The sequence below is a fragment of the Leifsonia sp. 10N434 genome, assembly GCF_056394405.1.
Map to the genome: position 1 here is coordinate 340,579 of NZ_JBFTHV010000001.1, position 24,955 is coordinate 365,533.

General features: G+C 69.0%; 25 protein-coding genes. 9 read left to right on the top strand and 16 right to left on the bottom strand.

Annotated elements, in window-relative coordinates; all coding sequences use genetic code 11:
• Window positions 1-68: 68 nt before the first annotated feature.
• The 4 genes from AC1DB1_RS01575 to AC1DB1_RS01590 form a co-directional block, all read right to left on the bottom strand.
• A complete protein-coding gene (locus AC1DB1_RS01575) occupies window positions 69-917 on the bottom strand; it encodes a transglutaminase family protein (protein WP_477199532.1) in 849 nt (282 codons plus the stop codon).
• Window positions 914-1,840, bottom strand: coding sequence for an alpha-E domain-containing protein (locus tag AC1DB1_RS01580; protein ID WP_477199533.1), 927 nt, complete (start codon window positions 1,838-1,840; stop codon window positions 914-916). Before AC1DB1_RS01580 ends, AC1DB1_RS01575 begins: the two co-directional genes overlap by 4 nt.
• Complete coding sequence (locus AC1DB1_RS01585) at window positions 1,834-3,537, bottom strand: circularly permuted type 2 ATP-grasp protein (protein ID WP_477199534.1); 1,704 nt, start codon at window positions 3,535-3,537, stop codon at window positions 1,834-1,836. The genes AC1DB1_RS01580 and AC1DB1_RS01585 overlap by 7 nt, the downstream gene beginning before the upstream one ends.
• A 248-nt stretch (window positions 3,538-3,785) precedes the next feature.
• Window positions 3,786-4,469 (bottom strand): pyridoxal 5'-phosphate synthase, encoded by a 684-nt coding sequence (locus tag AC1DB1_RS01590; RefSeq protein ID WP_477199535.1) that lies wholly within the window; start codon window positions 4,467-4,469, stop codon window positions 3,786-3,788.
• Between the two features lie 166 nt (window positions 4,470-4,635).
• On the opposite strand from AC1DB1_RS01590, the gene AC1DB1_RS01595 reads away from it, so the two are divergent.
• Window positions 4,636-5,559 (top strand): aldose 1-epimerase family protein, encoded by a 924-nt coding sequence (locus AC1DB1_RS01595; protein WP_477199536.1) that lies wholly within the window; start codon window positions 4,636-4,638, stop codon window positions 5,557-5,559.
• A 146-nt stretch (window positions 5,560-5,705) separates the two neighbouring features.
• Here the strand turns inward: AC1DB1_RS01595 and AC1DB1_RS01600 are convergent, their stop codons facing one another.
• A complete protein-coding gene (locus AC1DB1_RS01600) occupies window positions 5,706-6,311 on the bottom strand; it encodes a TetR/AcrR family transcriptional regulator (protein WP_477199537.1) in 606 nt (201 codons plus the stop codon).
• 76 nt (window positions 6,312-6,387) lie between these two features.
• On the opposite strand from AC1DB1_RS01600, the gene AC1DB1_RS01605 reads away from it, so the two are divergent.
• Entirely contained in the window at window positions 6,388-7,368 is a 981-nt protein-coding gene (locus AC1DB1_RS01605; protein ID WP_477200071.1) for a nitrilase-related carbon-nitrogen hydrolase, read from the top strand.
• Window positions 7,365-8,384: an agmatine deiminase family protein gene (locus AC1DB1_RS01610; RefSeq protein ID WP_477199538.1), complete on the top strand. Its 1,020-nt coding sequence runs from the start codon at window positions 7,365-7,367 to the stop codon at window positions 8,382-8,384. Before AC1DB1_RS01605 ends, AC1DB1_RS01610 begins: the two co-directional genes overlap by 4 nt.
• 170 nt (window positions 8,385-8,554) lie before the next feature.
• Here AC1DB1_RS01610 and AC1DB1_RS01615 read toward each other — a convergent pair whose 3' ends face one another.
• On the bottom strand, window positions 8,555-9,907 hold the full coding sequence (locus AC1DB1_RS01615) for a flavin monoamine oxidase family protein (RefSeq protein ID WP_477199539.1): 1,353 nt from the start codon (window positions 9,905-9,907) through the stop codon (window positions 8,555-8,557).
• Window positions 9,908-10,133: 226 nt separating this feature from the next.
• On the opposite strand from AC1DB1_RS01615, the gene AC1DB1_RS01620 reads away from it, so the two are divergent.
• Window positions 10,134-11,045, top strand: a complete 912-nt coding sequence (locus tag AC1DB1_RS01620; protein WP_477199540.1) for a glycerophosphodiester phosphodiesterase — start codon at window positions 10,134-10,136, stop codon at window positions 11,043-11,045.
• Between the two features lie 41 nt (window positions 11,046-11,086).
• Here the strand turns inward: AC1DB1_RS01620 and AC1DB1_RS01625 are convergent, their stop codons facing one another.
• The 3 genes from AC1DB1_RS01625 to AC1DB1_RS01635 all read right to left on the bottom strand — a co-directional run bounded on the left by AC1DB1_RS01625 (window position 11,087) and on the right by AC1DB1_RS01635 (window position 13,210).
• Window positions 11,087-11,968, bottom strand: coding sequence for an NAD(P)H-binding protein (locus AC1DB1_RS01625; protein WP_477199541.1), 882 nt, complete (start codon window positions 11,966-11,968; stop codon window positions 11,087-11,089).
• 64 nt (window positions 11,969-12,032) lie between these two features.
• Window positions 12,033-12,578: a GNAT family N-acetyltransferase gene (locus AC1DB1_RS01630; protein WP_477199542.1), complete on the bottom strand. Its 546-nt coding sequence runs from the start codon at window positions 12,576-12,578 to the stop codon at window positions 12,033-12,035.
• Between the two features lie 38 nt (window positions 12,579-12,616).
• Complete coding sequence (locus AC1DB1_RS01635) at window positions 12,617-13,210, bottom strand: GNAT family N-acetyltransferase (protein ID WP_477199543.1); 594 nt, start codon at window positions 13,208-13,210, stop codon at window positions 12,617-12,619.
• Window positions 13,211-13,447: 237 nt separating this feature from the next.
• Here AC1DB1_RS01635 and AC1DB1_RS01640 point away from each other — a divergent pair, with 237 nt between their 5' ends.
• The 5 genes from AC1DB1_RS01640 (at window position 13,448) to AC1DB1_RS01660 (ending at window position 17,586) form a co-directional block, all read left to right on the top strand.
• The gene (locus tag AC1DB1_RS01640) at window positions 13,448-14,401 is read left to right on the top strand and encodes a DUF389 domain-containing protein (protein WP_271177054.1); all 954 of its coding nucleotides are present in this window, start codon (window positions 13,448-13,450) and stop codon (window positions 14,399-14,401) included.
• A 63-nt stretch (window positions 14,402-14,464) separates the two neighbouring features.
• Window positions 14,465-15,037 (top strand): hypothetical protein, encoded by a 573-nt coding sequence (locus tag AC1DB1_RS01645; protein WP_477199544.1) that lies wholly within the window; start codon window positions 14,465-14,467, stop codon window positions 15,035-15,037.
• 346 nt (window positions 15,038-15,383) lie between these two features.
• Window positions 15,384-15,728, top strand: a complete 345-nt coding sequence (locus tag AC1DB1_RS01650) for an ArsR/SmtB family transcription factor (protein ID WP_271177052.1) — start codon at window positions 15,384-15,386, stop codon at window positions 15,726-15,728.
• The gene (locus AC1DB1_RS01655) at window positions 15,725-16,399 is read left to right on the top strand and encodes a cation efflux transmembrane domain-containing protein (RefSeq protein WP_477199545.1); all 675 of its coding nucleotides are present in this window, start codon (window positions 15,725-15,727) and stop codon (window positions 16,397-16,399) included. The genes AC1DB1_RS01650 and AC1DB1_RS01655 overlap by 4 nt, the downstream gene beginning before the upstream one ends.
• 296 nt (window positions 16,400-16,695) lie before the next feature.
• Window positions 16,696-17,586, top strand: coding sequence for a class I SAM-dependent methyltransferase (locus AC1DB1_RS01660; protein ID WP_477199546.1), 891 nt, complete (start codon window positions 16,696-16,698; stop codon window positions 17,584-17,586).
• Window positions 17,587-18,020: 434 nt separating this feature from the next.
• Here the strand turns inward: AC1DB1_RS01660 and AC1DB1_RS01665 are convergent, their stop codons facing one another.
• From AC1DB1_RS01665 to AC1DB1_RS01695, 7 genes are read right to left on the bottom strand one after another with little or no spacing between them, the layout of a single operon-like run.
• The gene (locus AC1DB1_RS01665; protein WP_271177046.1) at window positions 18,021-18,656 is read right to left on the bottom strand and encodes a MurR/RpiR family transcriptional regulator; all 636 of its coding nucleotides are present in this window, start codon (window positions 18,654-18,656) and stop codon (window positions 18,021-18,023) included.
• Between the two features lie 42 nt (window positions 18,657-18,698).
• The gene (locus AC1DB1_RS01670) at window positions 18,699-19,514 is read right to left on the bottom strand and encodes a serine hydrolase (protein ID WP_477199547.1); all 816 of its coding nucleotides are present in this window, start codon (window positions 19,512-19,514) and stop codon (window positions 18,699-18,701) included.
• Entirely contained in the window at window positions 19,511-20,350 is an 840-nt protein-coding gene (locus tag AC1DB1_RS01675) for a serine hydrolase (protein ID WP_477199548.1), read from the bottom strand. The genes AC1DB1_RS01670 and AC1DB1_RS01675 overlap by 4 nt, the downstream gene beginning before the upstream one ends.
• Complete coding sequence (locus AC1DB1_RS01680; RefSeq protein ID WP_477199549.1) at window positions 20,350-21,321, bottom strand: S66 peptidase family protein; 972 nt, start codon at window positions 21,319-21,321, stop codon at window positions 20,350-20,352. The genes AC1DB1_RS01675 and AC1DB1_RS01680 overlap by 1 nt, the downstream gene beginning before the upstream one ends.
• Window positions 21,318-22,964 carry an ATP-binding cassette domain-containing protein gene (locus tag AC1DB1_RS01685; protein WP_477199550.1) on the bottom strand — a complete coding sequence of 549 codons (1,647 nt, stop codon included), beginning with the start codon at window positions 22,962-22,964 and terminating at the stop codon, window positions 21,318-21,320. The genes AC1DB1_RS01680 and AC1DB1_RS01685 overlap by 4 nt, the downstream gene beginning before the upstream one ends.
• A gap of 1 nt (window position 22,965) precedes the next feature.
• Window positions 22,966-23,883 (bottom strand): ABC transporter permease, encoded by a 918-nt coding sequence (locus AC1DB1_RS01690; RefSeq protein WP_477199551.1) that lies wholly within the window; start codon window positions 23,881-23,883, stop codon window positions 22,966-22,968.
• Window positions 23,880-24,920: an ABC transporter permease gene (locus AC1DB1_RS01695; RefSeq protein ID WP_477199552.1), complete on the bottom strand. Its 1,041-nt coding sequence runs from the start codon at window positions 24,918-24,920 to the stop codon at window positions 23,880-23,882. Before AC1DB1_RS01695 ends, AC1DB1_RS01690 begins: the two co-directional genes overlap by 4 nt.
• Between the last annotated feature and the right edge of the window lie 35 nt (window positions 24,921-24,955).

Genomic DNA, 24,955 nt, shown 5'->3' on the forward strand with positions numbered 1-24,955 from the left:
CTGAAACCCCGACGTTCCGGAGCTACGCGGAGACACGCCGTCCCGTCCCCCGACCTTCCGGAGTTGCCTCACGACTCCCGCGTGATCGACACCGAGACGAACAACTCCGACCCCGCCGAGCCCGCGTACACCCCGCGCAGCGGCGCCACATCCGTGTAGTCGCGCCCGTGCCCCACGCGCACGTGCCGGTCGCCGATGTCGAGCTGGTTCGTCGGGTCGTACCCGTGCCACGTGCCGCAGAACCATTCCACCCAGGCGTGCGACTCCCCCACCACCGTCTCACCGATGGCGGCGTCCGGGCGTGGATGCAGGTACCCCGACACGTACCTGGCCGGGATGCCCACCGATCGCAGCGCGCCGACCGCCACGTGCGCGATGTCCTGGCACACGCCCTTCTTCGACTCCCAGGCCTCCGCCGCCGTCGAGCTGACCCCCGTCACCCCGCTGACGTACTCCATCGCCTCGCCGACCGCCTCGCAGATCGCATGTGCCGCGCCGCACGGATCGTCGCCGGCCGCCTCCCGCACCGACGCCGCCAGCGCGACCACCGACTCCGGAGGCTCGGTCAGCTCCGTCTGCCGAAGCTGTTGCACCTGCTCGCCCGACCGCCGCACCTGCTCATCCAGCTGCTCCCAGCCGAGCACCGGCACCGGATGCGGCGCCTCGAGCACTTCGACCAGGCTGCTGGCCGTGATCGTCAGCTCCCGGTGCGGGTCGAGCACGTCGAAGGCCAGAACCCGCGTGCCCCAATAGTCGGTGTACTGGTGATGCGACGAGACCGGATGCACGTCCAGATTCGCGTGCAGCACCAGCTGCCGCTCGCCGGAGACGGGGAGCATCCTGGCCTCGTTGTACGACGCCGTCACCTCGGCGTCGTAGCGGAAGCCTGTCGAGTGCGTGACCCTCAGCCGCTTCATCCTTTGTCTCCGATCCAGCTGGGCGCGACGTTCTCGGGGAAGTACCGGCGGCGGATCGCCTCGGTGGCCGCGCTCGTCGCATCCTGGATGTCGGACATGTACGCGGGCAGGTCGTCGAGCACCTCGGCCACGGGACGGAATTCGAGCTCGCTCTGGATCTGCCCGAGCATCCGCTGCGCGCGATCGGAGACGCCGGCCCGTTCGAGTCGCGGCTCGATGTCGCGCAGACTCTCCACGGCGCGGGTCACCGAGTACAGGATGCTGCGCGGGAACAGCCGATCGTGCAGTAGGAACTCCGCCGCGTTCCTGGCCGACGGCACCCCGCGGTACGTGCGCAGGTACGGCTCGTACGCGCCGCACGAGCGCAGGATGGTCGTCCAGCTCGGTCCGCTCGCCTCGGTCAGCGAGCGGGTGGCCAGCAGGCGGGCGGTCATGTCCGCCCGTTCCAGGCTGCGCCCGAGCGTGAAGAAGTGCCACGCCTCGTCGCGGCTCGCACCCGAGTCCATGATGCCGACGGCGAGCGCCGTGCGGTCGCGCACCCAGGTGAAGAACTCGTGCACCTTATCGCTCGTGACGCGGCGGGGCATCCGGGCGCTGGTGGTGTTGAGGCACTCCCACAGTTCGGTCGAGACGATCTCGCGGGCGCGGCGGGCATTCTCCCTGGCCGCACCGAGCGAGTACACGATGGAGGCCGGCGCGCTGCGATCGACGGCCAGGATGCGCAGGACGTCCTCCCGCGCCAGCTCGCCGTCGGGCGCCTCGCTGCCCATCACGCCGAGCAGGGAGCGGCAGGCGGTGTCCTCGTCGATCCACGGATCCTCGAGCAGCAGCTGCAGGTGCACGTCCAGGATGCGCGCGGTGCCGTCGCTGCGCTCGATGTAGCGTCCGATCCAGAACAGGCTCGACGCGATGCGGCTCAGCATGGGGACTCCTCGTCGCCGACGGGCTGCCGTGGTCGCGACGGATGCCGAACCGGGTGCTGCCGACTCTGCTGCTGTTGCTGCTGCTGGTCGCTGCGCGGGGCGTCCTGGTCCGAATGGTCCGGCGGGTGCTGCGTTCCGTAGGTCGCGAGCGAGGTCGACGCCTGATCCGCGACGAGGTCGGAGACGCCGCGCCCCTCCTGGCCGGGCTCCGGCGCCGCTCCCGGCATCCCGACCACCCAGGTGTCCTTGGATCCGCCGCCCTGGCTGCTGTTGACGACGAGCTGGCCCTCGGCGAGCGCGACGCGCGTGAGACCGCCGGGCAGCACCCAGACGTCGCGGCCGTCGTTGACCGCGAACGGGCGGAGGTCGACGTGACGCGGGCGCATCCCGTCTTCGACGAGCGTCGGGATGGTCGACAGCTGCACCACCGGCTGAGCGATCCAGCCCCGGGGGTCGGCGAGCAGCCGGGACTTCAGCTCGGCGAGCTCCTTCTTGTTCGCATCCGGTCCGATCACCAGGCCCTTGCCGCCGCTGCCGTCCACCGGCTTGATCACGAGCTCGTCCAGCCGGTCGAGCACCTCGGCGAGCGCCTCCGTATCCTCCAGCCGCCAGGTGTCGACGTTGGGGATCACCGGTTCCTCGGCGAGGTAGTACCGGATGAGGTCGGGAAGGTAGGTGTAGACGAGCTTGTCGTCCGCGACGCCGTTGCCGACCGCGTTCGCGATCGTCACATTGCCGAGCCGGGCTGCCAGCATCAGGCCGGGCGTTCCGAGCACCGAGTCGACGCGGAACTGCAGCGGATCGATGAACTCGTCGTCGATCCGGCGGTAGATCACGTCGACCCGCTGCGGGCCGGAGGTGGTGCGCATCCACACCTTGCCGCCGGAGCAGAACAGATCGCGGCCCTCGACGAGCTCGACACCCATGAGCCGCGCGAGGAGGGTGTGCTCGAAATACGCCGAGTTGTAGACGCCCGGTGTGAGCACCACGACGTTCGGCGCCTCCATGCCGCCGGGCGCGCTCGCCCGCAGCGCCTGCAGCAGCCGGTACGGATAGTCGCCGACCGGGCGGACGCGCATCGAGGTGAACAGCTCCGGGAGGGTCTGCGCCATGACGCGCCGGTTCGAGATCACGTAGCTCACGCCGCTCGGCACGCGCACGTTGTCTTCGAGAACGCGCCACTCCCCGCGTTCATCCCTGATCAGGTCGATGCCCGACACCTGGATGCGCACGCCGTTCGCGCTCTCGATGCCGGCCGCGGCCCGATGGAAGTGCGCCGACGACGTGATGAGCCCCGCCGGGATGACGCCGTCGCGCACGGCGTTCTGCGCGCCGTAGACGTCGCTCAGAAAGGCCTCGAGCGCATGGACCCGCTGTTTGACGCCGGCTTCGACGCGCATCCACTCGCGCTGCTCGATCACGCGCGGAACCGCGTCCAGCGGGAACGGACGCTCCTCGCCCGCGAAGTCGAAGGTCACACCCTGGGCGAGGTATGAACTGGCGAGAGCATCGGTGCGGCCGCGCAGCTCGTCCTGGGTGAGGGCGGCGAGGGCGGTGTAGAGCTCGCGGTAGGCGGGGCGGGCGTTGGCCGCCTCGGCGGAGCGGCCGTAGTCGCCGAACATCTCGTCCCAGGCGGCGCTTCTCCCCCGCCGCCTGCGCACGGCCAGACTGCCGTAGCTGTCGAAGAGATCTCCCATGTCCGGACACTACCCAGCGCGCGTTTCCCCCACGTTTCCCCACGTTTCGTTCTCGCTACGCTGCGCTGCGCCTGCCCCAGCCTCCCCTTCCTACGTGTGGATTCGATCAACTCAAACGACTGAATCGAGTCGGGCGTTAATCACGCCCAGCGCCCCTCTGGCGTGCATAATCCCCGACTCGATGAAATGGCTCGGCCGAACAACTTGATCGAGCCACCTGAGCGAACCCGGGCGGCGGGCGCAGGGGCTCAGGGCTGGAGGCGGGCGTGCGTCCAGGGCGCGGCAACCGAGGTACGCCGGTACGCGAGGCGGCGGTGCAGGCGGGACGTACGCCCCTGCCAGAACTCGATCGACGTCGGCACCAGACGGTAGGCGGCCCAATCGCCGGGCATCCGGATGGCGTCCGAACCCTCATCGAGCGCAGCCGCCCGCGCCGCGAGCCCGCCCTCGTCGTCGAGCGGCGCACCCTGTCGTGAGGCGGCCGTCGTCGCCTGCGCCGCCCGCGGTCGATCGGCGAAGAGCGCCGCAGACTCGGCGTCGGAGAGCCGCTCCACCGGTCCTTCCACCCGCAACTGCTGCATCGTCTCCCGCCAGTAGAACCCGAGCGCCGCGTACGGCGTCGCCGCGAGGTCGCGACCCTTGCGGCTCGACGTGTAGGTGCCGAACAGGAAGCCCTGCGCATCGAGGTCCTTGACCAGGATGATCCGCGTCGACGGAAGCACGGTGCCGCCATCGACCGCGCCCGCCGTCGCGAGGGAGGCCGCCCACGGCTCCCGCACGGCCGCCGCCTCCGCACCGTCGAGCCACGCCCGCAGCAGCGGCACGGGATCGTTCGGCGGCGCGTCGAATTCGGCCAGCACGATGCTCTCGTCGCCGCTCAACGCCGCCCGCTCCGCGATGCCCGCACCGGTCTCTTCTCGCGTCTCCGACATGACATCGACTGTACTCACGGCCGGGATGACGGCGATCGGCCCGCCATGACGGCGACCGGCCCCACGGCGGCGATCGGCCCCACCATGACGGCGATCGGACCCGGGATGACGCGGATCGAAACCGCGATCCGCTGTGCTCGGCCCCGGGATTCGGCAGAATGGCCAGATGACCACTCCGATCTCCGGGACCCACTACGGCCTCAGCGCTGGCGACTACCACGCGACCATCGCCTCCGTGGGCGCCACCCTCCGCACGCTCGAATTCAAGGGGCGCCCGCTCGTCGTCCCGTTCGACGCCGATGAGGTGCGACCTGCATTCCGCGGCGCGACGCTCGCGCCCTGGCCGAACCGCGTCGCCGACGGCCGCTACACCTTCAACGGCGTGGAGCAGCAGCTGCCGCTCACCGAGCCCGCCCGCGGCAACGCGCTGCACGGCCTGGCGGCCTGGCTGGACTTCGAGGTCGTCGACCGCTCCGCGAGCAGCGTCACCCTCGAGGCGACCATCGAAGCGCAGGCCGGCTACCCGCACCGCGTCGACGTCGACGTCACCTTCACCCTCGACGAGGACGGCCTGCACACCGCCGTCACCGCCACCAACTCCGGCACCGACGCTGCCCCCTGGGGCACCGCCCCGCATCCCTACCTCGTCGCCGGCCCCGGACGCGTCGACGACTGGGCGCTCCACCTCCCGGCGTCGACGGTGCTCACCGTCACCGAGGACCGCCTCCTCCCGGTAGGGAACGCCGACGTGCAGACGGAGAACGGCGGAGCCTTCGACTTCCGCACCCCGCACCTCATCGGCGACCTCTTCATCGACCACGCCTTCACCGACCTCGAGCGCGACGATGCCGGCATCACGACCGTCACCGTCCGCGCCGCCGACGGCAGCGGAACCGCGATGACCTGGGACACCGCGTGCCCGTGGGTGCAGATCCACACCGCCGACAACCCGGCATCGGATGCCCACCGGGCCGGTCTCGCGGTCGAGCCGATGACCTGCCCGCCCGACGCGTTCAACTCGGGCATCGACCTGATCGTGCTCGAGCCCGGCGCGACGTCGACGGCGAGCTGGGTCATCCGGGCCGCCTAGGGTCAGCCACGCGGGGCGCGCCACGCCCGGACCGCCCGTAACTCCGGAAGTCCGAGGCGACACGCGGCCCACTGCGGCATGACTCCGGATGCTCGACGCCGATCAGGCCCGATCATCCGGAGTTGTGCAGGGCCGATCATCCGGAGTCATGCGCCGGCCAGCCTCGCGCGCAGCGACGCCAGCAGCAGATCGACCCCGAGGTCGAACGCGCGGTCCGCCCGAACCTGCCCGGGTTCGCCGCCCGCCACCAGCCGGCCGAGTGCGCTCCCCGGTTCCGCCTGCCACACCTCGGGCGGCGCCGACAGGTCGAGCCCGGAGCCCAACGCGAAGGCATCGAGCACGGCCACGATCACGAGCACCTCGTCGTCGGGGAACCCGGCAGACAGCAGGGCCTCGGCGAGCGCTTCGTAGTAGCCGAGCACGGTCACATCCGTCACCGGCTTGCCGACCAGCAGCGGCAGCACGAGCGGATGCTCGGCGAACATCGCGCGCTGCGAGCGCACCACGTACGCGACGACGGCGTCCCACGCGAGCCCCTCGGGAACCGAGATCGCCGCACGCACCGCGAGGCGCCCGCGCATCAGCTCGACGATCGCATCCCGGCCCTCGACGTGGTTGTAGAGCGACGACGGCGTAACACCGAGTTCGCGGGCGAGCGCGTTGACGCCGAACGCCTTGCCGGCGTCGACGAGGGCGATCGCCGCATCGGCGATCCCGTCGGCGCTCAGGATGGGCGATGACGGTCTCGGCACGGCTGCCCCTTTCGCTCGCGGCTCACGGTGTGCATAATAAACGAACACTATTCGTTTTAGCATCCGGATGGAACCCATGACCTTCACGCTCGTCCGCGCCACCACTCCCCCGACCTCGCTCGCCCGCGTGCCCGGCAGCCGCGACGACAGCGCGCCGCTGCGCATCGGCGTCGTGCAGCACGCCTGGCAGCCCGACGCCGAGACCCTCGCCGCCGAGCTCAGCTCCGCCGTCGCGATCGCGGCCGCCGACGGGGCGCAGATCGTCTTCCTGCCCGAGCTGACCCTCTCCCGCTACCCGGCCGACACGCTGCCGACCGGCCGCGCCGACGAGCTGGCCGAAGACCTGGAGACCGGGCCGACCCGTCGCTGGGCGGCCGAAGCCGCCGCGGCGAACGACGTCTACGTGCACGCCTCGCTCTACCAGCGCACCGGCGACAGCGACGGACGCGGCCTGAACACGGCCATCGTGGTCGCGCCGTCGGGCGAGATCGTAGCCAAGACGCACAAGCTGCACATCCCGGTGACGGCCGGCTACTACGAAGACAAGTACTTCCGCGCCGGTCCGGCCGAGCAGCCGTACCCTGTGCACGAGGTCGCGGCCCTGCCCGGCGTGCGACTCGGCATGCCGACGTGCTGGGACGAGTGGTTCCCCGAGGTCGCGCGCGCCTACAGCCTGCAGGGCGCCAACGTGCTGGTCTACCCGACCGCGATCGGCTCCGAGCCCGACCATCCCGAGTTCGACACGCAGCCGCTGTGGCGCCAGGTCATCGTCGGCAACGGCATCGCGAACGGCACCTTCATGGTGGTGCCGAACCGCATCGGCTCCGAGACGCGACCGGATGGCACCCCGGGCAACACCTTCTACGGATCGTCGTTCGTCAGCGACCCCTACGGCCGCATCCTCGCCGAGGCGCCGCGCGACGAGCAGGCCGTGCTCGTGGTCGACCTCGACCTGCCGCAGCGTGACGACTGGCTGGAGCTGTTCCCGTTTCTGGCCACGCGCCGCCCCGACACGTACGAGGTGCTGGGCGCCTCCGGCTCGAGCGACGCCCGATGAGTTGGACGATGCCCCACGAGGGCGACCGGCACGAGCGCACCTGGCTGGCCTGGCCGACCGCCGGCTACACGCTCGGCGACACGGCCGAGGAGGCGGAAGAGGCGCGCACCACCTGGGCCGCTGTCGCCAATGCCACCGCGGAGTTCGAACCGGTGTCGGTCGTCGTCGATCCCCGCGACCGCGACATTGCGCCGCGCTACCTCTCCGGTTCGATCGAGCTGCACGAGGCGCCGCTCAACGACGCCTGGATGCGCGACATGGGTCCGACCTTCGTGCGATCGGAGACCGGCGAGCTCGGCGCGGTCGACTGGGTGTTCAACGGCTGGGGCGCGCAGGACTGGGCGCAGTGGGACAAGGACAGCCTGGTCGGCGCGCAGGTCGCGTCGTGGTCGGGCGCCGAGCTGATCTCGAGCGGTCTCGTGAACGAGGGCGGCGGTATCCACGTCGATGGCGAGGGAACGGTTCTCGCGACGGACACGGTGCAGCTCGATCCCGGACGCAACCCCGGGATCACGAAGCCGGAGATCGAGGCGGAGTTCGCACGGACCATCGGCGCGACGACGACGATCTGGCTTCCGCGCGGGCTCACCCGGGACTCCGAGCGCTTCGGAACCCGCGGCCACGTCGACATCGTCGCGGCGTTCGCCCGGCCCGGCGTCGTGCTGCTGCACACCCAGCGCGACAAGTCGCATCCGGATGCCGCCGTCTCACGCGAGATCCGCGCCGCGCTCGAATCGGCGACGGATGCGGCGGGCCGCGCCCTCGAGATCATCGAGGTTCCGGCGCCGGCCACGCTGCGCGACGACGAGGGCTGGACCGACTACAGCTACATCAACCACCTGCTCGTCAACGACGGCGTGATCGCGTGCAGCTTCGGCGACGCGCACGACGCCGAAGCGGCCGCGCTCCTCGCCGACGCGTACCCGGGCCGTCGCGTCGTGACCGTCGATGCACGCCCGCTCTTCGCGCGCGGCGGCGGCATCCACTGCATCACGCAGCAGCAGCCCGCGCTCTGAACCCGCGCGCGCCGCGCACCCCGCCCCGCTCCGCGCGCCGCGCACACGCAATCGAGTCCGAACTTGTTGCCCCGACACGCCATGCGGCAGCGCAACAAGTTCGGACTCGATTGTGGTGGAGGGTGGGCGCGGCGCTCCACGACGGGCCGCGCCCAGCTTGAGGGGAGCGGTCAGGCCGCCCCGATGATCGCCGCGGCCGTCTCGCGCCCGACGCGGATCGCGCCGTCGACGTGCTGGTATCCCTTGCCGGCCATGTCGCTGCACGAGAAGTGGATCGGCCCGACGGGCGTGCGCAGGTCGGCGCCGTAGCGCGCCAGCCCGCCCATGTCGAAGCTGGCCGCGTAGGCGCCGCGCGTCCACTCCTCGCTGCCCCAGTCGCTCTCGTAGTAGACGACCGGGCTCAGCGCCTTCTCGCCGTAGTAGTGCGAGAGCGACTCCAGGATGCGCACCTTGCGCTCCTCGGCCGAAAGCCGGAAGACCGCGTCGGCCGCCTCATCCGAGACGAAGCCGACGAGCGTCCCGCGCGGGTCTCCGTCGTAGCAGTTGTCGTACGCCTCGTGTACGAGCTCGTACGGGCTGAACGCCGTTCCCGAGTAGCCGTCTTCGCGCCAGAACGGCGTCTCGTAGACCGCGTGCACCTTGATGACGAAACCCATCGACAAGTGCTGGTGCAGCTGCTGCTGGCGGCGCGGCAGTGGAGGCTCGTACGAGATCCTGCTGATCAGCACGGGTGGCAGGGCCAGGATGGCGAACCGCGCCTTCACCTCGACACCGTCTGCGATCGCCGTGACTCCCGCCTCGTCCCAGCGCAGGGTCCGCACCGGCGCGTTGAGGTGCACGTCGTCGCCGAGTCGGTCGGCGAGCAGCAGCGGCACCTGCTGCAGTCCGCCCTTGACCCGCTTGTCGAGGATGAAGTCGGCGTCGACCAGGTTCGAGAAGCTGCCCGCCGAGGCGGCCATCAGCAGCGCCTGCAGCGCCGAGAACGCGTGGGCCGGCTTGGTGAGCATCGCCCCGGCGATGAACATGCCGATGTTGAGCCGCGCCTCCTCATCGTCGGTCTGCGTCTCGAGCCAGCGCCGGAACGAGATCTCGTCGAGCTCCTCGGCGAGCGGGTGCTCCCACGGGCGATCCGGGTCGATCTCGGCCACCAGCGCGTCGAGCTTGTCGATCAGGCTGACGATCTCGTGCTCGGTCTTGGGCGGCACAGGGAAGATCTCGCCGTCGAAGGTGCGGCGCTCTCCGCTCGGACTGATGTAGATGTTGCGGCCCTCGCGATAGCGCTCGTAGGTCTCGAGGCCGAGGTCGGCGAGGGTGTCGATGAGCGCATCCTGATCGGGAGAGACCCACTGGCCGCCGATCTCGAGCGTGGCGCCGTCGACGTCGTCGGTCCAGAGCCGCCCGCCGACGCGGTCGCGGGCTTCGAGCACGGCCACGGTGAGCCCGGCCTTCTTCAGTTCGGTGGCCGCGGTGAGACCGGAGGCGCCTGCGCCCACGATCACCACATCACGTTCGATGCTGCTCATTGCCTGTCTTCCGTTCGATGGTTCGTGTTCGATCTTCGAGGTTCACGACTCACCGCGATCGTAGGTCGGGGCGTCGCCTGCTGGACTATACGCGGTGTACAGCAGGTGCGCATCCGACCGACAGCATGGCGGATGCGCGACGCGCCGGCACCGACGCGCACCGGACTGTGCGGCGATGCTCAGCGAGAACGCTCCCGTTTCCCGGTGCGGCGGGTTAGAGTGCCGCATGCCCGAGCCGACAGCGCCGCCCTCCGCGGATGCGTCGCGCCCGTCGGTGACGCGGCGCGCGTTCCTGATCGGAGCCGTCGGCGCTGCAGCCGCGCTGACGACGGCCGCCGTGCTCGCCGAGCCGCTGGTGCTGCAGAACACGATCTTCTCCGGCGTCCCCCGCGGCAAGCGCGTCAGCGAGCTCTTCGCCTCCGACCCGTTCACGGTCGCGCATCGCGGCGGTTCCGCCGACTGGCCCGAGATGTCGCTGTTCGCGTACCAGCAGTCGGCCGCCCATCACGTGGATGCCCTCGAGATCTCCCTGGCGCGCACCGCCGACGGCGTGTGGTTCGGACTCCACGATGCGACCCTCGACCGCACATCCGGCACCTCGGGATTCGTCGCCGCCGGCCACACCTGGAGCGAGGTCTCGAAGCACACGATCACCGCCGCCGAGACCAGCGACCCCGCACAGCCCCGGAGGCCGTACCTGCGTTTCGAGGACCTGCTGCGCGAGTTCGGGGAGACCCACACGATCTTCATCGACCCGAAGGTGGTTCCGGCGGAGCACTTCCCTGAACTGCTGAAGCTGACGAAGCGCGTGTCGAGGCCTCGCGAGACGTTCGTAGCGAAGGGCTACTGCACCAGCGGCGCGTGGCCGGCGTTCGCGGCCGAGCAGAAGTGGCGTTCCTGGGGGTACTACTACGGCGCGGAAATCGAGGCGGCGCCCGAGCTGCTGAGCTCGACCCAGGCGCGCTGGTCCTCGCTCGGGCTCGACTACCAGGCGTCGAGCGGCAGCTGGTCGCAGGTGACGGCGCTGGGCAAGCCGGTCATCGGCCACATCATCCCGACGCGCACGGGCGCGGACCGGGTCAGGACCCTCGGCGCCCAGGGGTTGATGCTCTCGGGCGTGACCGAAGTGCTGGGCTGACGCAGCCGCGGGGCGTCGGCCGCTCGACAGCGGTCGCCCGCTTACAGAGCCGGGCGCAGGTGCTCGATCGCCCAGCCGGCCAGTGTGCCGGGGGTCGTGGTCAGCGGTGAGCGAGGCTGCTCGGGAGTAAAGCCCTCGCGCTTGCCGACCGACATGCCGAGGATCCCGTCCACCGCCACCTCGCTCATCCCCGCGGCCCGCAGGGCGGCGCGCTCGTCGTCGTCCGGGATCTGCTGCGCCTCGATGGTCGTGCCGGTCGCCGCCGACAGTTCCGTGGCCGCCTGGGACCAGGTCAGGTCGGCCGGCCCGTGCACCGCCTGCACCTGCCGGCCGCTCCAGTCCCGCGCGAGCAGTCGCAGTGCGGCGACGGTCGCGATGTCGCGCGGATCCACCCACGGCATCGCGTCGTCGAGTAGCCGCGTCGTCGTGAGGCGTCCCGCTCGCAGTCCGTCGACGTCCGCCAGCAGATTGGTCATGAAATACCCGCAGCGCAGGTGGATCAAAGCGGTGCCGGTCTCCTCCCGTGCCGCATCCAGTCGTTCCTCGACGGCCGCCAGCCCGTCGATGAATCCCGCACCGTCGCGCAGTTCGGCGCCGATACTGCTCTGGAAGACAACGCGCGGCATGCGGTTGCGGCGCATCGCTTCGGCGAGGCCCTCCCCCGTGCGCTCGGCGTCGGCGTTCGGGTCGGGCAGCGACCAATCATCCGGATGCACCCAGTAGACCGCTTCGACGTCGCGCGTCGCCTCCATCACGTAGTCGGGGTCGCGCAGGTCGCCGACCGCCAGGTCGACGCGCTCGCGCACCTCCGGGTCGAGGCGATCGGGGTCGCGCAGCAGGAGCCGCGGGCGCTCGCCGGCCTGGAGCAGCAGCCGCACGACATGGGACCCGACATTGCCGGTCGGGGTGGTGACAGCGATCACGAGGATCTCCTCTCGTCGATGTGCACGCACGATACCTCCGACCACCGTCGGAGCCGGGGGTGATTCAGTCCGCTACCGCCGCCGATGGCGTGCGCTCGAGCACGAAGAGGTGACAGCGCACGTCGTAGTAGCTGTCCGTCATCCCGGCGTCGTCCATGCCGAGCCGCTGACAGACCCGGATCGACGCCTCGTTCCCCGGGCGCACCACCGCGATCAGGCGCTCGGCGCCGGATGCGAAAGCGTACTGCGCCAGCAGCTCTGCGGCGCTGGTCGCATAGCCGCGTCCCCACGCATCCGGATGGAAGTGCCAGCCGATCTCGAGTTCAGTAGAGCGTTCGCTCTCGCCCGACCGCCGGACGCCCTGGATCATCACCGTGCCCAGCAGTTCACCGGAGTCAGCGGCCTCGACTGCCCAATAGCCCCGCACGGGGTCATCCACCGCCGCCAGCCGCTCGATCAGCGCATCCGCGGCGGCGCGGTCCTTCATCAGCGTGGGCCGACGTCCGAGGAACCGCTGAACATCCTCGTTCGAATACAGGTCGAAGACGAACGGAGCGTCTGCTGCGCGCCATGGCCGGAGTGTGACGCGATTCCCCCTGATCACTTTCACGCCGCCGACCATATACCGACATTGCGGATCCCAGTGCATCAACCGAAGACGAGGTACGTCCCCGGCTTGCCGGGCTCGACGAGCTCGAACTTCAGGCGCAGTCCCGCGCGACGCAGGAGTTCCACCTGCTCGGTGAATTGCTCATTCGTGACGAAGACGGCTCTCTCCACCTTCCACTCGTCCGCGAACCAGGTGCGAAGGGCGGCCAGAAGCCGCTCATCCATTCCCTTCTCCATCTGACTGCGACGAGCCCAGAAGTACACGACGGCCTCCACGTCGGCCCACTCGTCGTCACCGACGGGAGTGACCGCGGATTTCGCGAGGAAGGAGGCGCCGATGGGGAAGACATAGACGCAGCCGAGGGATTCGCCGCCATCCGGAGCGAGCACCGTGTAGGTGAATGCACGCCCTTGGGCGTGACGTTCTTGCAGGCCGACGAGGTCCTCACGGTTCGCCTCCACCGTGAAGTCGTCCGCGGGCCAGTCCGATTGCTCCCAGAGCCGCAGGTCCTCCCGCGTCTCAATCACGGCCGCATGATCCTTCTCCGCGTCGTCGGCCACGATCGGGCGAAGCACGAACTCCTCGGTCGTCAGCCCAGCGGGAACGGGTCCGCTCCACGGGGTGTTCGCCACGCCGGCCTCCTTCGACAAGGGAGTCAGGCTATTCCCTTCGCGCGCCGAGGTAAAGCGACGCGGTCGCGGCACGGCGTGGAACGGGAGCGGGACTTGAACCCGCGACACCACGATCACAGTGATGACGCGGTCTGCGATTGAGTTGCGGGCACAATGTGGGCAAGTGGACCAGGGGCGCCTTCACCGACACGCCCCCGATCGCCAGACGCGCGACTCAATTGCGGTGACACTGGCCACGTGCAGCATCTGCGAATCATCGCCCCCGCCAACCTCGTCGACCAGGTGCTCACGACCCTCCAGGACAACGTGGCGACGACCAACATCGTTCGCATCCCGAAGGCCGCTACCCGACCTGTCGGCGACCTGGTGCTCTGCGATGTCGCCCGCGAAGGGGTGAGCATCCTGCTCGACCAGCTTCAGCAACTCGGGGTGCAGCACGAGGGCTCGATCTCGGTCGACGACATCGGCATCGAGATCTCGGATGCGGCGAAGCGCGCAAGCCGCGCCGCCCCCGGGCACGCCGCCGACGCGGTGGTGTGGCAAGAGATCGAGCAGCGCACTCATGAAGAGACCAGCCTCTCCCCCACCTTCCTGACGTTCATGTCCGTCGCCACCATGATCGCCGCGATCGGTGTGGTCTTCGACGAACCCATCCTCATCGTCGGCGCGATGGTCGTCGGTCCAGACTTCGGCCCGCTTGCCGCGCTCTCAGTGGGCCTCGTACGGTGGCGACCTCGGATGATCGCTCAATCCGTCCTCGCACTCGCCATCGGGTTCGCCGTCGCTATCGCGATCACCATCCTGTTCACCTTGCTGCTCACCGCACTCCACCTGATGTCACCCGCCGACCTGCTGCACTCCCGGCCTCTGACCGATTTCATCTGGAGGCCGAACGTGCTCAGCTGGGTGGTCGGTTTCCTCGCCGGCATCGCCGGCTTGCTGTCTCTGTCAACCGCGAAGTCGGGCGCACTCATCGGGGTTCTGATCTCGGTGACGACGATTCCGGCCGCCGCGAACGCCGCTGTCGCCCTCGCTTACGGGGCCACCGAGCAGGCCGTCGGCGCACTCATCCAGTTGGTCATCAACCTCGCCGCGATCACACTCGGCGGGGTGGCGACCCTGATTGTGCAGCGCGTGAACCAGCGACGGCACGCAGCACAGGCGATCACCGGACAGCACGGTACGGTCTGACCGTCTGGTCGGCGAGGCGGCGACCGAGCAGACGGTCAGTCGCCGCAGGACCCGGCCAAGCTGGTGACGGTCAAGGACGGCCCCATCGTCGACGCGATCAATGCCGCTTGGGCGCAGAGCCACCCGAGCAACGCGAAGCTGATCGTAGCCGGTACCGACGACGACCTGTGGCAGTCCTACCTGTCGGACAACTCCCAGACTGCCGACGACTTCGTTAAGGCTTACTTGTGGAATCACACTGCTCAGGGCCTCGACGCCGGCGGCATGCCCGTCACAGTGCAGCACTCCGGACTGAGCCAGCTCTGGGCAGGCAAGGATGCCGCGAACTTCTTCGGCGTCGCCGTCGACAGTGGTCACTACCCCGACGTCTTCGGCGAGGTGCAGGAGGGCGTGATCTACTCGGGTCCGACCAAGCTCGCCGAGCACGGCGGCATGAACACCGGCGACCGGCACGTGCTGATGGTCATCGACGGTTCCGGCGTTCCGGCACAGGTGAACTCGGCGCCCGTCGAGACCACCCAGGTCGCCCCAACGATACTGGCGGCCCTCGGCCTCGACCCGTCGTCGCTGACCGCCGTTCAGAAGGAAGGCACCCAGGTGCTTCCCGGCATCATCGGATCGCGACGCGACAACTGACGCAGGCGCATTGGCGGGTGATCCGACCCAACGCGAAGGGCCGGGGGTCGGCACCCCGGCCCACTTCGCGCCCCGGCCCCGCTACGCGGTCACCCACGTCTCAACGGGTATCGCCGGCTTGGTCGCGTGTTGAATCTTCCTGGCGGCAGGTTGGTCGCACATCTCGCGGGGGCGGGATGTGCGACCCCACGCATTTCTGGGCAAGCAGACGGTTCGCAACCGGCGAGCCAGACCGGAGTGCCGTGTCGTGACCCATGCCGCCCGTGACGAGAATCGCTCGAGTGGAAAGGCCAGAGCCGACGGGCGCGCAGCGAGAACAGTACAGGTTTCGCTGTACTATTGGCGCATGACCACCACTGCCCCAGCCGCCACGGTGACCCATACTGCCGCCCTGGCGCGGTTCGGTCACGCCCTGTCCGACGCCACCCGTGTTGGGATACTGCTTTCCCTGCGTGAAGCTCCCGCGTTCCCCGCCGACCTGGCTGACGCGCTGGGCGTGTCTCGTCAGGTGATGTCGAACCAACTCGCCTGCCTGCGAGGATGCGGCCTCGTCGAAGCCATCCCTGAGGGCAGGCGCACCTGGTACCGGCTGGCCGATGGGCATATCGCGCCCGCGCTGGATGAGCTGCTGCGGGTGACCCTGTTCGTGGAGCCCGGCTGCTGCGCGGGAGAGGAATGCCACTGCGCATGAGCGCCACCATCATGGACCGCACATCCGTCCTTCAGCGACGCATCCGTTGGGTCGTCGCGGCGACGATCGGCTACAACCTCATAGAAGCAGTGGTCGCGATCACCGCCGGTACCGCAGCATCCTCCGGCGCACTCATCGGGTTCGGGTTGGACTCGACGATCGAGGTCCTCTCCGCGGCCGCTGTTGCATGGCAATTCACCCGACGCGATCCCGAGCGGTGGGAGAAGCCCACCCTGCGGGTGATCTCGATCGCCTTCTTCGCACTGGCCGCCTATGTGATCATCAGCTCATTGCTGACCGTGTTCGGCCGCGCGGACGTCCACCACTCACCCGTTGGGATCGTGCTGACCGCGTTGAGCGTGATCGTCATGCCGTTCCTGTCTCTCGCCGAGAGGCGCGCGGGACGCGAGCTCGGCTCCGCAACAGCGGTCGCGGACTCCAAACAGACACTGATCTGCACCTACCTCTCGGCCGCCGTTCTGGTCGGCCTGCTGCTCAACTCGCTCCTCGGATGGTGGTGGGCTGACCCGATCGCCGCACTCGTCATCGCGTTCTTCGCGATCCGCGAAGGGATCGAGGCGTGGAAGGGGGACGCATGCGCCACTTCCGTTGGGATGCTGCTCGAGGACGAGCACGAGCACGACGATGAGGATCACCACCACCACGACTGACCGGAGCCGCTCGACCGACGAGTTCGCGGGGCGAAGTCTCCACACGGCTAACGATCGCTCAGAAACCGGTCGGCTCGATTTTGAGCAAGCGAGGGTTCGACAAGGGTTCTTTCTTGCGCTGGCGACGGCCCAGCGCTCGGCGTCGACGGCCGAGTAGTCGGCCTGGTCGTAGGTCTGCTCGAGCCCGTGGTCGAGGAACATGCGTGCGCTGCGGCCGTTGATCTCCCTGAACGGGTGCCCGAAGGAAGTAACGGTGCCTTGATCTGCGCGCATGGCGCTGGCTACGCTCCTTGATCGTGATCTATCAGGACCCTCTTGCGTATCTGCTCGGCATCGAAGGGTCCGCTCTGCTCGACGCATGGGCCGGTGACCACGATCAAGCCTTCGTCGAAGACCGGGTCGCCGAGATCCGCCGATTGCTCGCCGACGGGAAACTCCAGAATCGTGGGGTGCTCGCGGAGCGCGTGGCCGCTGACGTCACCTATCAGCAGCAGGCGCCCGACTACGACGCGAATGCGGGCGGTGGCCTCTTCGCGATCGACGAGCCGGTCATCACCGAATGGCTGGCGCGCCGCGAGGTCGGCGTCGCCCTGGATGCCGCGTGCGGCACAGGGCGATTCGCGCGGATTCTCGCCGACCTCGGCCACACCGTGATCGGCGTCGACGGGTCACCGGACATGCTCGAGCTGGCCCGAGAGCGTGTCCCGGAGGGCGACTTCCAACTGGGATCAGTCGATCGACTGCCTCTCGCCGACCGATCAGTCGATGTGGTCGTGTGCGCGCTCGCGCTCGTCCACGTGAGCGACCTCGGCCCGGTGTTCGCCGAGTTCGCCCGTGTGCTGCGCCCGGGTGGCGCGCTCCTCATCTCAGACGTGCATCGCGAGCTCACCACGATCGGCTCGGGCATCAAGGGTCTAGGACCCGACGGCGAGCGCCGCCTCGCCCCGGCATTCCGGCATCCCCTCGGCGACTATCTTCGGGCCGCGCTCGCCGCGAGACTCGAGCTGCTTAGCTGCGAGGAGCCGGCCCTCCACTGGGACGACTCGCCGCTGCCGAGGCCGAGCACCGAGATCGGCGACTGGCCGGCGTGGCCATGGTCTCTGATGGCATACGTGCCCGAGGCGACGCGCGCGGTCTCCGGCCGTCCGCAGCTGCTCCTCCTGCACTTCGCTCAGCCTGCGTCCTGAGCCTGCGCCCTGCCCCCGGTCCTGGGCCTGCGACCGCTCTGCCGAGCGGACCGCTACTCCAGGTCGTCCTCATCGACGAGTTGAACGCTGTGCACTCCGGCGATTGCGCTCAGGGCGGCACCGGAGGCCGATGTACGCGAGGATTGCGACGATCGGCCCGTGCTCGCTGCAGGCTTCAAGGCGTTTCGCCACCTGGTCGTTGGTCAGGTATGGCGGCGGGCGAGGGTAAGAGACGGGACGACATCGTCTTCGACCATGGCCAGCAGGGCGTTCGCCTTCAGTGTTCACTAGACCAGTACGCACCGCCGACGAATCTCGCTAATTCGCTCATCCCTTTCACGCCGGCACTGACAACGAGCACGGCGAGGACCACTGCGAACCACGGGTACGCGATCACGTCCACCGCGCAAGCCTAGGCCGCGCCGCGGCGCGCGTCACTCGTCGACGTACAGACCGAGCTGATCGCCGAGCCTGTCGCGTTCGAGCAGACGGCGGCCGGCGCCTTTCGCGCTCGCCGTGGTGAGGGTGGTGAGGATGTGGATGACGAGCGCCACAGACGTCGGCGAGTTGGCGAAGGATGCGCTCGCGGTGTCGACGACGAGGCACTCGTCTGCGATGGCGACGAGGGGCGCATCCGGAGCGTCGGTGATCACCACGAGGGTGCCGCCGGCCTTCTTGAACAGCTCGGCCATGTCGATCGTGTATTTGCGGTACCGGGCGAGCGAGAAGGCCACCAGCACATCGCTGGCGCGAACGTCGCTGAGCACATCCAACGGCCGCACGATGGTGCCGTCGATGAGGGTGACGTTGGCCAGGCCGGCGCTCAGGTCCATCGCCAGCAGGGATGCGAACGTGAACGACTTCGCGGCTCCGAGCACGAAACGGCGACGGGCGGCGACGATGGATCCGGCGATGCGTTCGAATGCCGGGTCGTCGCGTGCCCAGTCGAGGGCGTGCGAGAGTTGTTCGCGCTCCTGCTCGATGACGCGACGCTTCAGCACCAGCGCCGACCGGCGCTGCACTCGGGCGTCGTATCGCTCGTGCGGGCTGTTGAGGTCGACGGGTTTCACATCTCGCCTTTCCGAAGACATAGACAGCAGTATCACAGGCCGTCAGGCTGCGAGCTGCCTGAGCAGCTCGTCACCGGCCGTTCGCATGAGCGCGAGGGCGCGGTCGCGCACGTCCATGCCGCTCTCCCAATTGGCGAGCACGGCATACGCGATGCGGCGGTCGGGGGACATCACCAGGCCGGTGTCGGCCCGCACGGTGGAGATCGTGCCGGTCTTGTTCCACAGCCAGACACCGTGATCGAAGAAGTAGTGGGCGAGCGGGTCGAGGCCGAATGCCGACGCCACCATGGAGAGGTCCATGCCCGCTCCGAGCCACCGCTGGAGGGTGTCGGCGGATGCGGGGCTGAGGTCGGCGGCCGTCGCAGTGCGCGTGACGAACCGGACGAGATCTTCAGCGCTTGCGTGCGAGAGCCTGCGCGGAGCGCCTGGAGGCAGCGGCCAGCGCACGATGTCGTCGAGACCGGAGTACAGGTATCCGAGGTCGCGCGTGTGCTCCTGCACGACGGGAAGCCCGATGACCCGGCACAGCGTGTTCGTCGCCGCGTTGTCGCTGACCGCACCGATCAACGCCGCAACGTCGTAGAGCGACAGCGTGTCAGCCTGCAGCAGATACCAGAGACCGGAGTTGTCCATCCACTCCGCCGGTCTGCGGGTGACGCGATCTTCGAGCGACCGAGCGCCGGCGTCGACCTCGGTGAGGAGGCGATGCAGCAGAAAGATCTTCCCCACGCTCGCGGTGTTGAGAACGAGGTCCGGCTGGTGGCTGAACACCGTCGCCCCGGTGTCGACATCGACCGCCAGAGCGGAGAACCGGAGGCCCGGCAGCTCACTCTCCTGCTCCTCGAACGCGACTGTCACGACCGGGCGCTCCCGGTCACATACCAGCGCAGCTGTTCGCCGATCGCGTGCATGGCGTCGAGCGCGGGAGCCCGGAGATCGTCGTCGGAATCCTTCCAATTGGCCGCGACGGCGTAGGCGACGGATGCGGCCGGTCCGGTGAGGTGGCCGATGTCGATGCGCGCAAACGACGTGCTGCCGGTCTTGTGGCGGAGCACCATGCCCTGGTACTCCGGCTCGACGTGCGCGAGCGGGTCGAGCAGGAGGGAGTCGGCGACCATCGAGGTGTCCGTATCCGCTGCCAGCCAGTCGAGCACACGGTCGCTGACGGCACGGGAGATGACATCACCCACACCGAGACGGCGCATCAGCTCGGCGAGCTCTGCGCCCGTTCCATACGACGGGGTCCACGGCAGGTCAGGGGTGCGCTCGTTGCGGATGTAGTCGTGCAGTGACGTGTTCGCGAAGCCGAGCGCGGGGGCGACTGCTCGCACCTCGTCGAGGCCGCACAGCCACAGAAGCGCATTGGTGGCGAGGTTGTCGCTGACCGCGCCGACCAGCAGGGCGGCGTCGGCGACCGTCACGCGCTGATCGCGCATCCGGTAGAGCAGTCCGGAATCGGCGACGCGGTGCTCATCGGGGATCTGGATGCGCTGGTCGGGGTCGAGCTCGCCCGACTCCAGCCGGCGAGCCACCTCGATCAGCAGGAACACCTTGCCGACGCTCGCCGTCTCGCAGACCACGTCGGGAGTGTGCGAGGCGAGCACACGCCCGTCGCCGGCGCCGAGGACGCTCAGCGACCACCGCATCCGAGGGTCGAGAGCCGGCAGGTCGATGGCGCGCGAATCGCCGGCCATCAGAGCGAGCCCCCGACGACCAGGTGCTCGGGCTCTCCCGCACGGGCGATCAGCGATCCGTCGACATTGAGCGGGACGCTGAGTGCGTTGGGATCGTGTCCGAAACCCTGCTCCCACAGCACGGGGACGCCCAGGTCCAGCAGCAGCTCGTCGACGAGCGCCCGGATCGCGCCGAGATCGCCGCACTCGTGCCAGGAGCCGAGCACCACCGCCGCTGCGTCACCCAGGCGGCCGGCGCGGCCGAGCTGGGTCAAGAATCCGTCGATCCGATACGGCTCCTCGTCGACGTCTTCGAGAAACAGGATGCCGCCGGGCCGGTCGAGCGATTCGGGCGCGCCCATGGCTCCCGCGAGCAGGCTGAGGTTGCCTCCGGTGAACCGGCCTTCGGCGACGCCGGGCACGAGAACTTCGGTGCGCGGGCCGACGATATCGCGTCCGCGCCACGCCTCGAGCAGCCAGCGGCGAACGTCCTCGCGCACGAACTCCGAATCGCGGAAGACGTCGTTGCCGGCCATCGGGCAGAACAGTGTCGGCACATCCAGGTTCACACGGAAGGCTTCGTGCAGCGCGGTGATGTCCGAGGAACCGGTGAGGAGTTTCGGCCGTCCGTCGCGGCGGAGAGCCGCTTGCCGCATCCGGTCCCAGTCGATGCCGTCGAGCAGCCGCATCGCACCGTAGCCGCCGCGGATGCACACGACCGCGTCCGCATCCGGGTCGAGCCAGGCGTCGACCAGGTCTTGGCGGCGCCCGTCATCGTCACCCGCGAGGTAGGAGGCGCGGGGATGCGGGTCGAGCACGTGATCGCCGACCACGACATCCAGCCCCCAGTCCCGGTAGTAGCCGACCGCACGCTCGAGGCTCTCGGCGCTGCCCGGCCCGGACGGCGACACGAAGCGCACCCGGTCGCCCGGCTGCAGCGGCGCGCTGTCCAGGTAGGCACAGCGGTCGGCCCCAAGGAGCGGCGCACTCATACGAGCTTCCGCTCGATGCTGGGCGCCGCGGCGAGCAGCCGGCGGGTGTAGAGGTGCTGCGGGTCGAGCAGCACCTGCTCGGTCGGTCCGTACTCCACGATCTCGCCCTCGTACATGACGGCGACCGTGTCGGCGATGTTCCACGCGAGACCGAGGTCGTGGGTGATCACCAACGCGCTCAGGTCGAGCCTGTCGCGCAGGGAGAGGATCAGCGCGAGGATTTCGCCGCGCACCGAGGCGTCGAGCGAGGCGACGGGCTCGTCGGCGACCAGCAGCTGCGGCCCCACGGCGAGGGCGCCGGCGATGACCGCGCGCTGCCGCTGACCGCCCGACAGCTCTTGGGGAATCGCCCGGAAGAAGCGCTCCGGCGGAACGAGCTCCGCGTCGGCGAGGCTCTGGGCCACGCGCTCCTGTTCGTCGCCGGTGTAGCGCTGCACCCGGAGGCCCTCGGCGACCGACTCGTAGACGCTGATCTTCGGGTTGAGCGCGGCCGACGGATCCTGAAGCACCATCTGCACCTCGCTGCGGAAGGCGCGCAGTGCGCGACCGCGATGAGGGATGTCCTTGCCGCGAAAGCGGATGACGGACCCTTCGTCGGCGCGCTGCAGCCCCACGACGGTGCGAGCGAGAGTCGTCTTTCCCGAGCCCGACTGACCGACCAGCGCGAGGATCTCTCCGCGTCGCAGACTCAGGTTCACATCCTTCACGGCTGCGAGGGGCTTGCCGCGACCGTGATAGGTGACCGTGACCCCGCGCGCCTCCAGAACGACCTCGTCGGAGAGCACGCGCGAGCCCGGCCCGGCAGCGTCGGTGCGGCGGCTCACCGGATTCAGTCGCGATGCTGGGTCGCCGATCGTGGGGAAGGCCTCAGCGAGCTGCCTCGTGTACGGATGCTGCGGATCGGTGCAGACCTCGTAGGCGTCGCCGACCTCGACCAGGTCGCCGTCGCGCATGATGGCGATGCGCTCGCACGCGGTCGCCAGCACCGACAGGTCGTGACTGATCATCAACATCGAGATGCCGCGCTCGGTGACGAGCGTGCTGATCATGTCGAGGATCTGCTTCTGCACGATCACGTCGAGAGCGGTGGTCGGCTCGTCGGCGATGATGATCTCGGGCTCACAGGCGAGGGCCATCGCGATCATGACGCGCTGCTTCTGACCGCCCGAAAGCTCGTGCGGGTAGGCGTCGGCCTTCGCGGCGGCCAGGTCGACGGCGCGAAGCAGCTCGACCACCCGCGCCTTGCGCGCCTTGTCGGTGCGCCAGGCATCGGCGACGTGCAGCTCGAGCGCCTCGGTGATCTGCTGACCGACCGTGCGCACGGGGTTGAGCGAGTGCATGGCGCCCTGGAAGACGATGGATGCCTCCGCCCACCGCAGAGCGCGAAGCTCGCCGAAGCGCAGCTCGGCCACCTCCGTCTCGCCGATCAGCACCCGGCCGCTCAGTTTCGCGTTGGCGGGCAGCAGCCGCAGCACGCTCATCGCGAGCGTCGACTTGCCCGAACCCGACTCGCCGGCGATGCCGAGGGTTCCGCCGGCAGGCAGGATGAGGGAGACGTTCTTGACGGCGGCGATTTCACCCTCGTCGTTGCGCCCGGCGGTGCGGTAGGTGATGCTGACGTCGTCGAAAATCAGGTCCGGCATGTCAGCGGCTCCTCAGCGTCGGGTTCACGATGGTCTCGACCGCGCGACCCACCAGCGTGAACGCCAGCACGACCAGCACGATCGCGATGCCGGGCACGAGCACGTACCACCAGTAGCCGGCCGTGGCGGCCGACACATCCATGGAGTTCTTCAGCACGGAACCCCACGACTGCAGCGTCGTGTCACCGAGCCCGAGGAACGACAGCGTCGACTCGGCGATGATCGCCGCGCCGACGGTGAGGGTGGTGTTGGCGAGCACGAGGGGCAGAACGGCGGGCAGCAGATGCTTCACGATGATGTGCCAGTGACCGGCGCCCAGCACCCGGGCCCGCTCGACATAGTCTCGCGATTCGACCGACAGGGTCTGGGCTCGCACCACGCGAGCAGTGCCTGCCCAGGAGGTGAGACCGATGGCGATCACGATCGTCCACACACCGCGAGAGAGGACCGAGGAGAGCACGATCGCGAGGATGAGCGACGGCAGCACCAGGAAGAAGTCGATGAGGCGCATCAGCAGACCGCCCGTCCACCCGGTGAAGTGCCCGGCGGCGATCCCGACGATCGTGCCGATGACCATCGACACGGCCGTCGCGGCGAAACCGACCAGCAGCGACACCCGGGCGCCCCAGATCATCCGCACCCAGAGCTCACGGCCCTGGTCGTCGGTGCCGAGCGGATGCGCGAACGATGGCGGCGCGAACCGCGGCTGGTCGAGCAGCTTGGTCACGTCGAGCATCCACGACGGTGCGAGCACCGGCGCCAGCAGAGACAGCACGATGACGACGACCAGGAAGATGATGCCGATCATGCCGGAGCGGCTGCGCGCGAACTCGCGGCAGAAGCCGCCGAACGCCTGACGCCGCCGAGCCCAGGCCATGCTGCGCGGCGAGCGGGCGACGGGTGCGATGGAGCCGCTCATCCGCGCCTCACTCTCGGGTCGAGCCGACGGTACACGAAGTCGGCGATGAGGTTCATGACGATGATGATCGCCGAGAAGACCACGAAGGTCCCCTGCAGCAGAGGAAGGTCGGGGCCCTGGATGGCCTCGTACGTGAGCTTGCCGAGCCCGGGCCAGGAGAACACGGTCTCGACGGTCACAGCACCGGCGATCAGGCCGCCGATGTGCATGAAGACGAGCGTGACCGTCGGCAGCAGCGCGTTGGGAACGGCGTGACGCCGGCGCAGGTCGTCGTCTTTCAGCCCCTTCGCCCGCGCGGTGACCAGATAGTCTGCGCTCTTCTCCTCCATCACGGATGCGCGCATCACCATGACGTACTGCGCGTAGACGACGGCGACCATCGTGATCACCGGCAGCACCATGTGCGAGATGACGTCGAGGGTCTGGCCCAGGAAATCGTCGGGAGCGTTCGGCGAGGTCATTCCACCGGTCGGGAACCAGTGCAGCGTGCCGCCGAAGACCATGAGGAGGATGAGCGCGAGCCAGAAGGTGGGCACCGACCAGAGCACGAGGGAGTTGCTGGTCGTCACCTTGTCGAACACCGAGCCCGGGCGCCAGCCGGCCTTCTGGCCGAGCCAGAGCCCGAGGGCGATCGCGAGAACGGCCGACGTGCCGGTGAGCAGGATCGTGTTCCAGAAGTACTCGCCGATCAGCGAGGCGACGCTCTGCTTGTAGACGTAGCTCTGGCCGAAGTTGAGAGTGAAGACGTTGGCGATGTAATCGCCGAACTGCTGCCAGAGCGGCTTGTCGAGACCGAGTTGCGCCCGCAGTTGCGCCATCTGCTCCGAGGTCATCGGATGCTCGCGCGCCATCGCCGCGACCGGGTCGCCCGGCAAGATCTTGAACGCGAAGAATCCGAGCACGATGACCATGCCCAGGCTGATCGCGGCACCGCCGAGCTTGCTGAGCGCGAATCTCAGCGCGGGTGCGCTGCGCACCGTCGCTTCGCCCCGCTCTTCGAGGATCACCGCCTCGGTGACCGGTGTTGAGTTGCTCATCTGCCTTCTCTTCTGCGTGTCGGGGAAACAAAGGT

Bases quoted from the DNA above. Each gene is read 5' to 3' on its own strand.
- AC1DB1_RS01595 (WP_477199536.1), top strand. From the start codon at position 4,636: ATGACCACTCCGATCTCCGGGACCCACTACGGCCTCAGCGCTGGCGAC.
- AC1DB1_RS01680 (WP_477199549.1), bottom strand. From the start codon at position 21,321: ATGAGTGCGCCGCTCCTTGGGGCCGACCGCTGTGCCTACCTGGACAGC.
- AC1DB1_RS01620 (WP_477199540.1), top strand. From the start codon at position 10,134: ATGCCCGAGCCGACAGCGCCGCCCTCCGCGGATGCGTCGCGCCCGTCG.
- AC1DB1_RS01585 (WP_477199534.1), bottom strand. From the start codon at position 3,537: ATGGGAGATCTCTTCGACAGCTACGGCAGTCTGGCCGTGCGCAGGCGG.
- AC1DB1_RS01685 (WP_477199550.1), bottom strand. From the start codon at position 22,964: ATGCCGGACCTGATTTTCGACGACGTCAGCATCACCTACCGCACCGCC.
- AC1DB1_RS01610 (WP_477199538.1), top strand. From the start codon at position 7,365: ATGAGTTGGACGATGCCCCACGAGGGCGACCGGCACGAGCGCACCTGG.
- AC1DB1_RS01675 (WP_477199548.1), bottom strand. From the start codon at position 20,350: ATGGCCGGCGATTCGCGCGCCATCGACCTGCCGGCTCTCGACCCTCGG.
- AC1DB1_RS01605 (WP_477200071.1), top strand. From the start codon at position 6,388: ATGACCTTCACGCTCGTCCGCGCCACCACTCCCCCGACCTCGCTCGCC.
- AC1DB1_RS01580 (WP_477199533.1), bottom strand. From the start codon at position 1,840: ATGCTGAGCCGCATCGCGTCGAGCCTGTTCTGGATCGGACGCTACATC.
- AC1DB1_RS01615 (WP_477199539.1), bottom strand. From the start codon at position 9,907: ATGAGCAGCATCGAACGTGATGTGGTGATCGTGGGCGCAGGCGCCTCC.
- AC1DB1_RS01655 (WP_477199545.1), top strand. From the start codon at position 15,725: ATGAGCGCCACCATCATGGACCGCACATCCGTCCTTCAGCGACGCATC.
- AC1DB1_RS01695 (WP_477199552.1), bottom strand. From the start codon at position 24,920: ATGAGCAACTCAACACCGGTCACCGAGGCGGTGATCCTCGAAGAGCGG.
- AC1DB1_RS01590 (WP_477199535.1), bottom strand. From the start codon at position 4,469: ATGTCGGAGACGCGAGAAGAGACCGGTGCGGGCATCGCGGAGCGGGCG.
- AC1DB1_RS01575 (WP_477199532.1), bottom strand. From the start codon at position 917: ATGAAGCGGCTGAGGGTCACGCACTCGACAGGCTTCCGCTACGACGCC.
- AC1DB1_RS01650 (WP_271177052.1), top strand. From the start codon at position 15,384: ATGACCACCACTGCCCCAGCCGCCACGGTGACCCATACTGCCGCCCTG.
- AC1DB1_RS01690 (WP_477199551.1), bottom strand. From the start codon at position 23,883: ATGAGCGGCTCCATCGCACCCGTCGCCCGCTCGCCGCGCAGCATGGCC.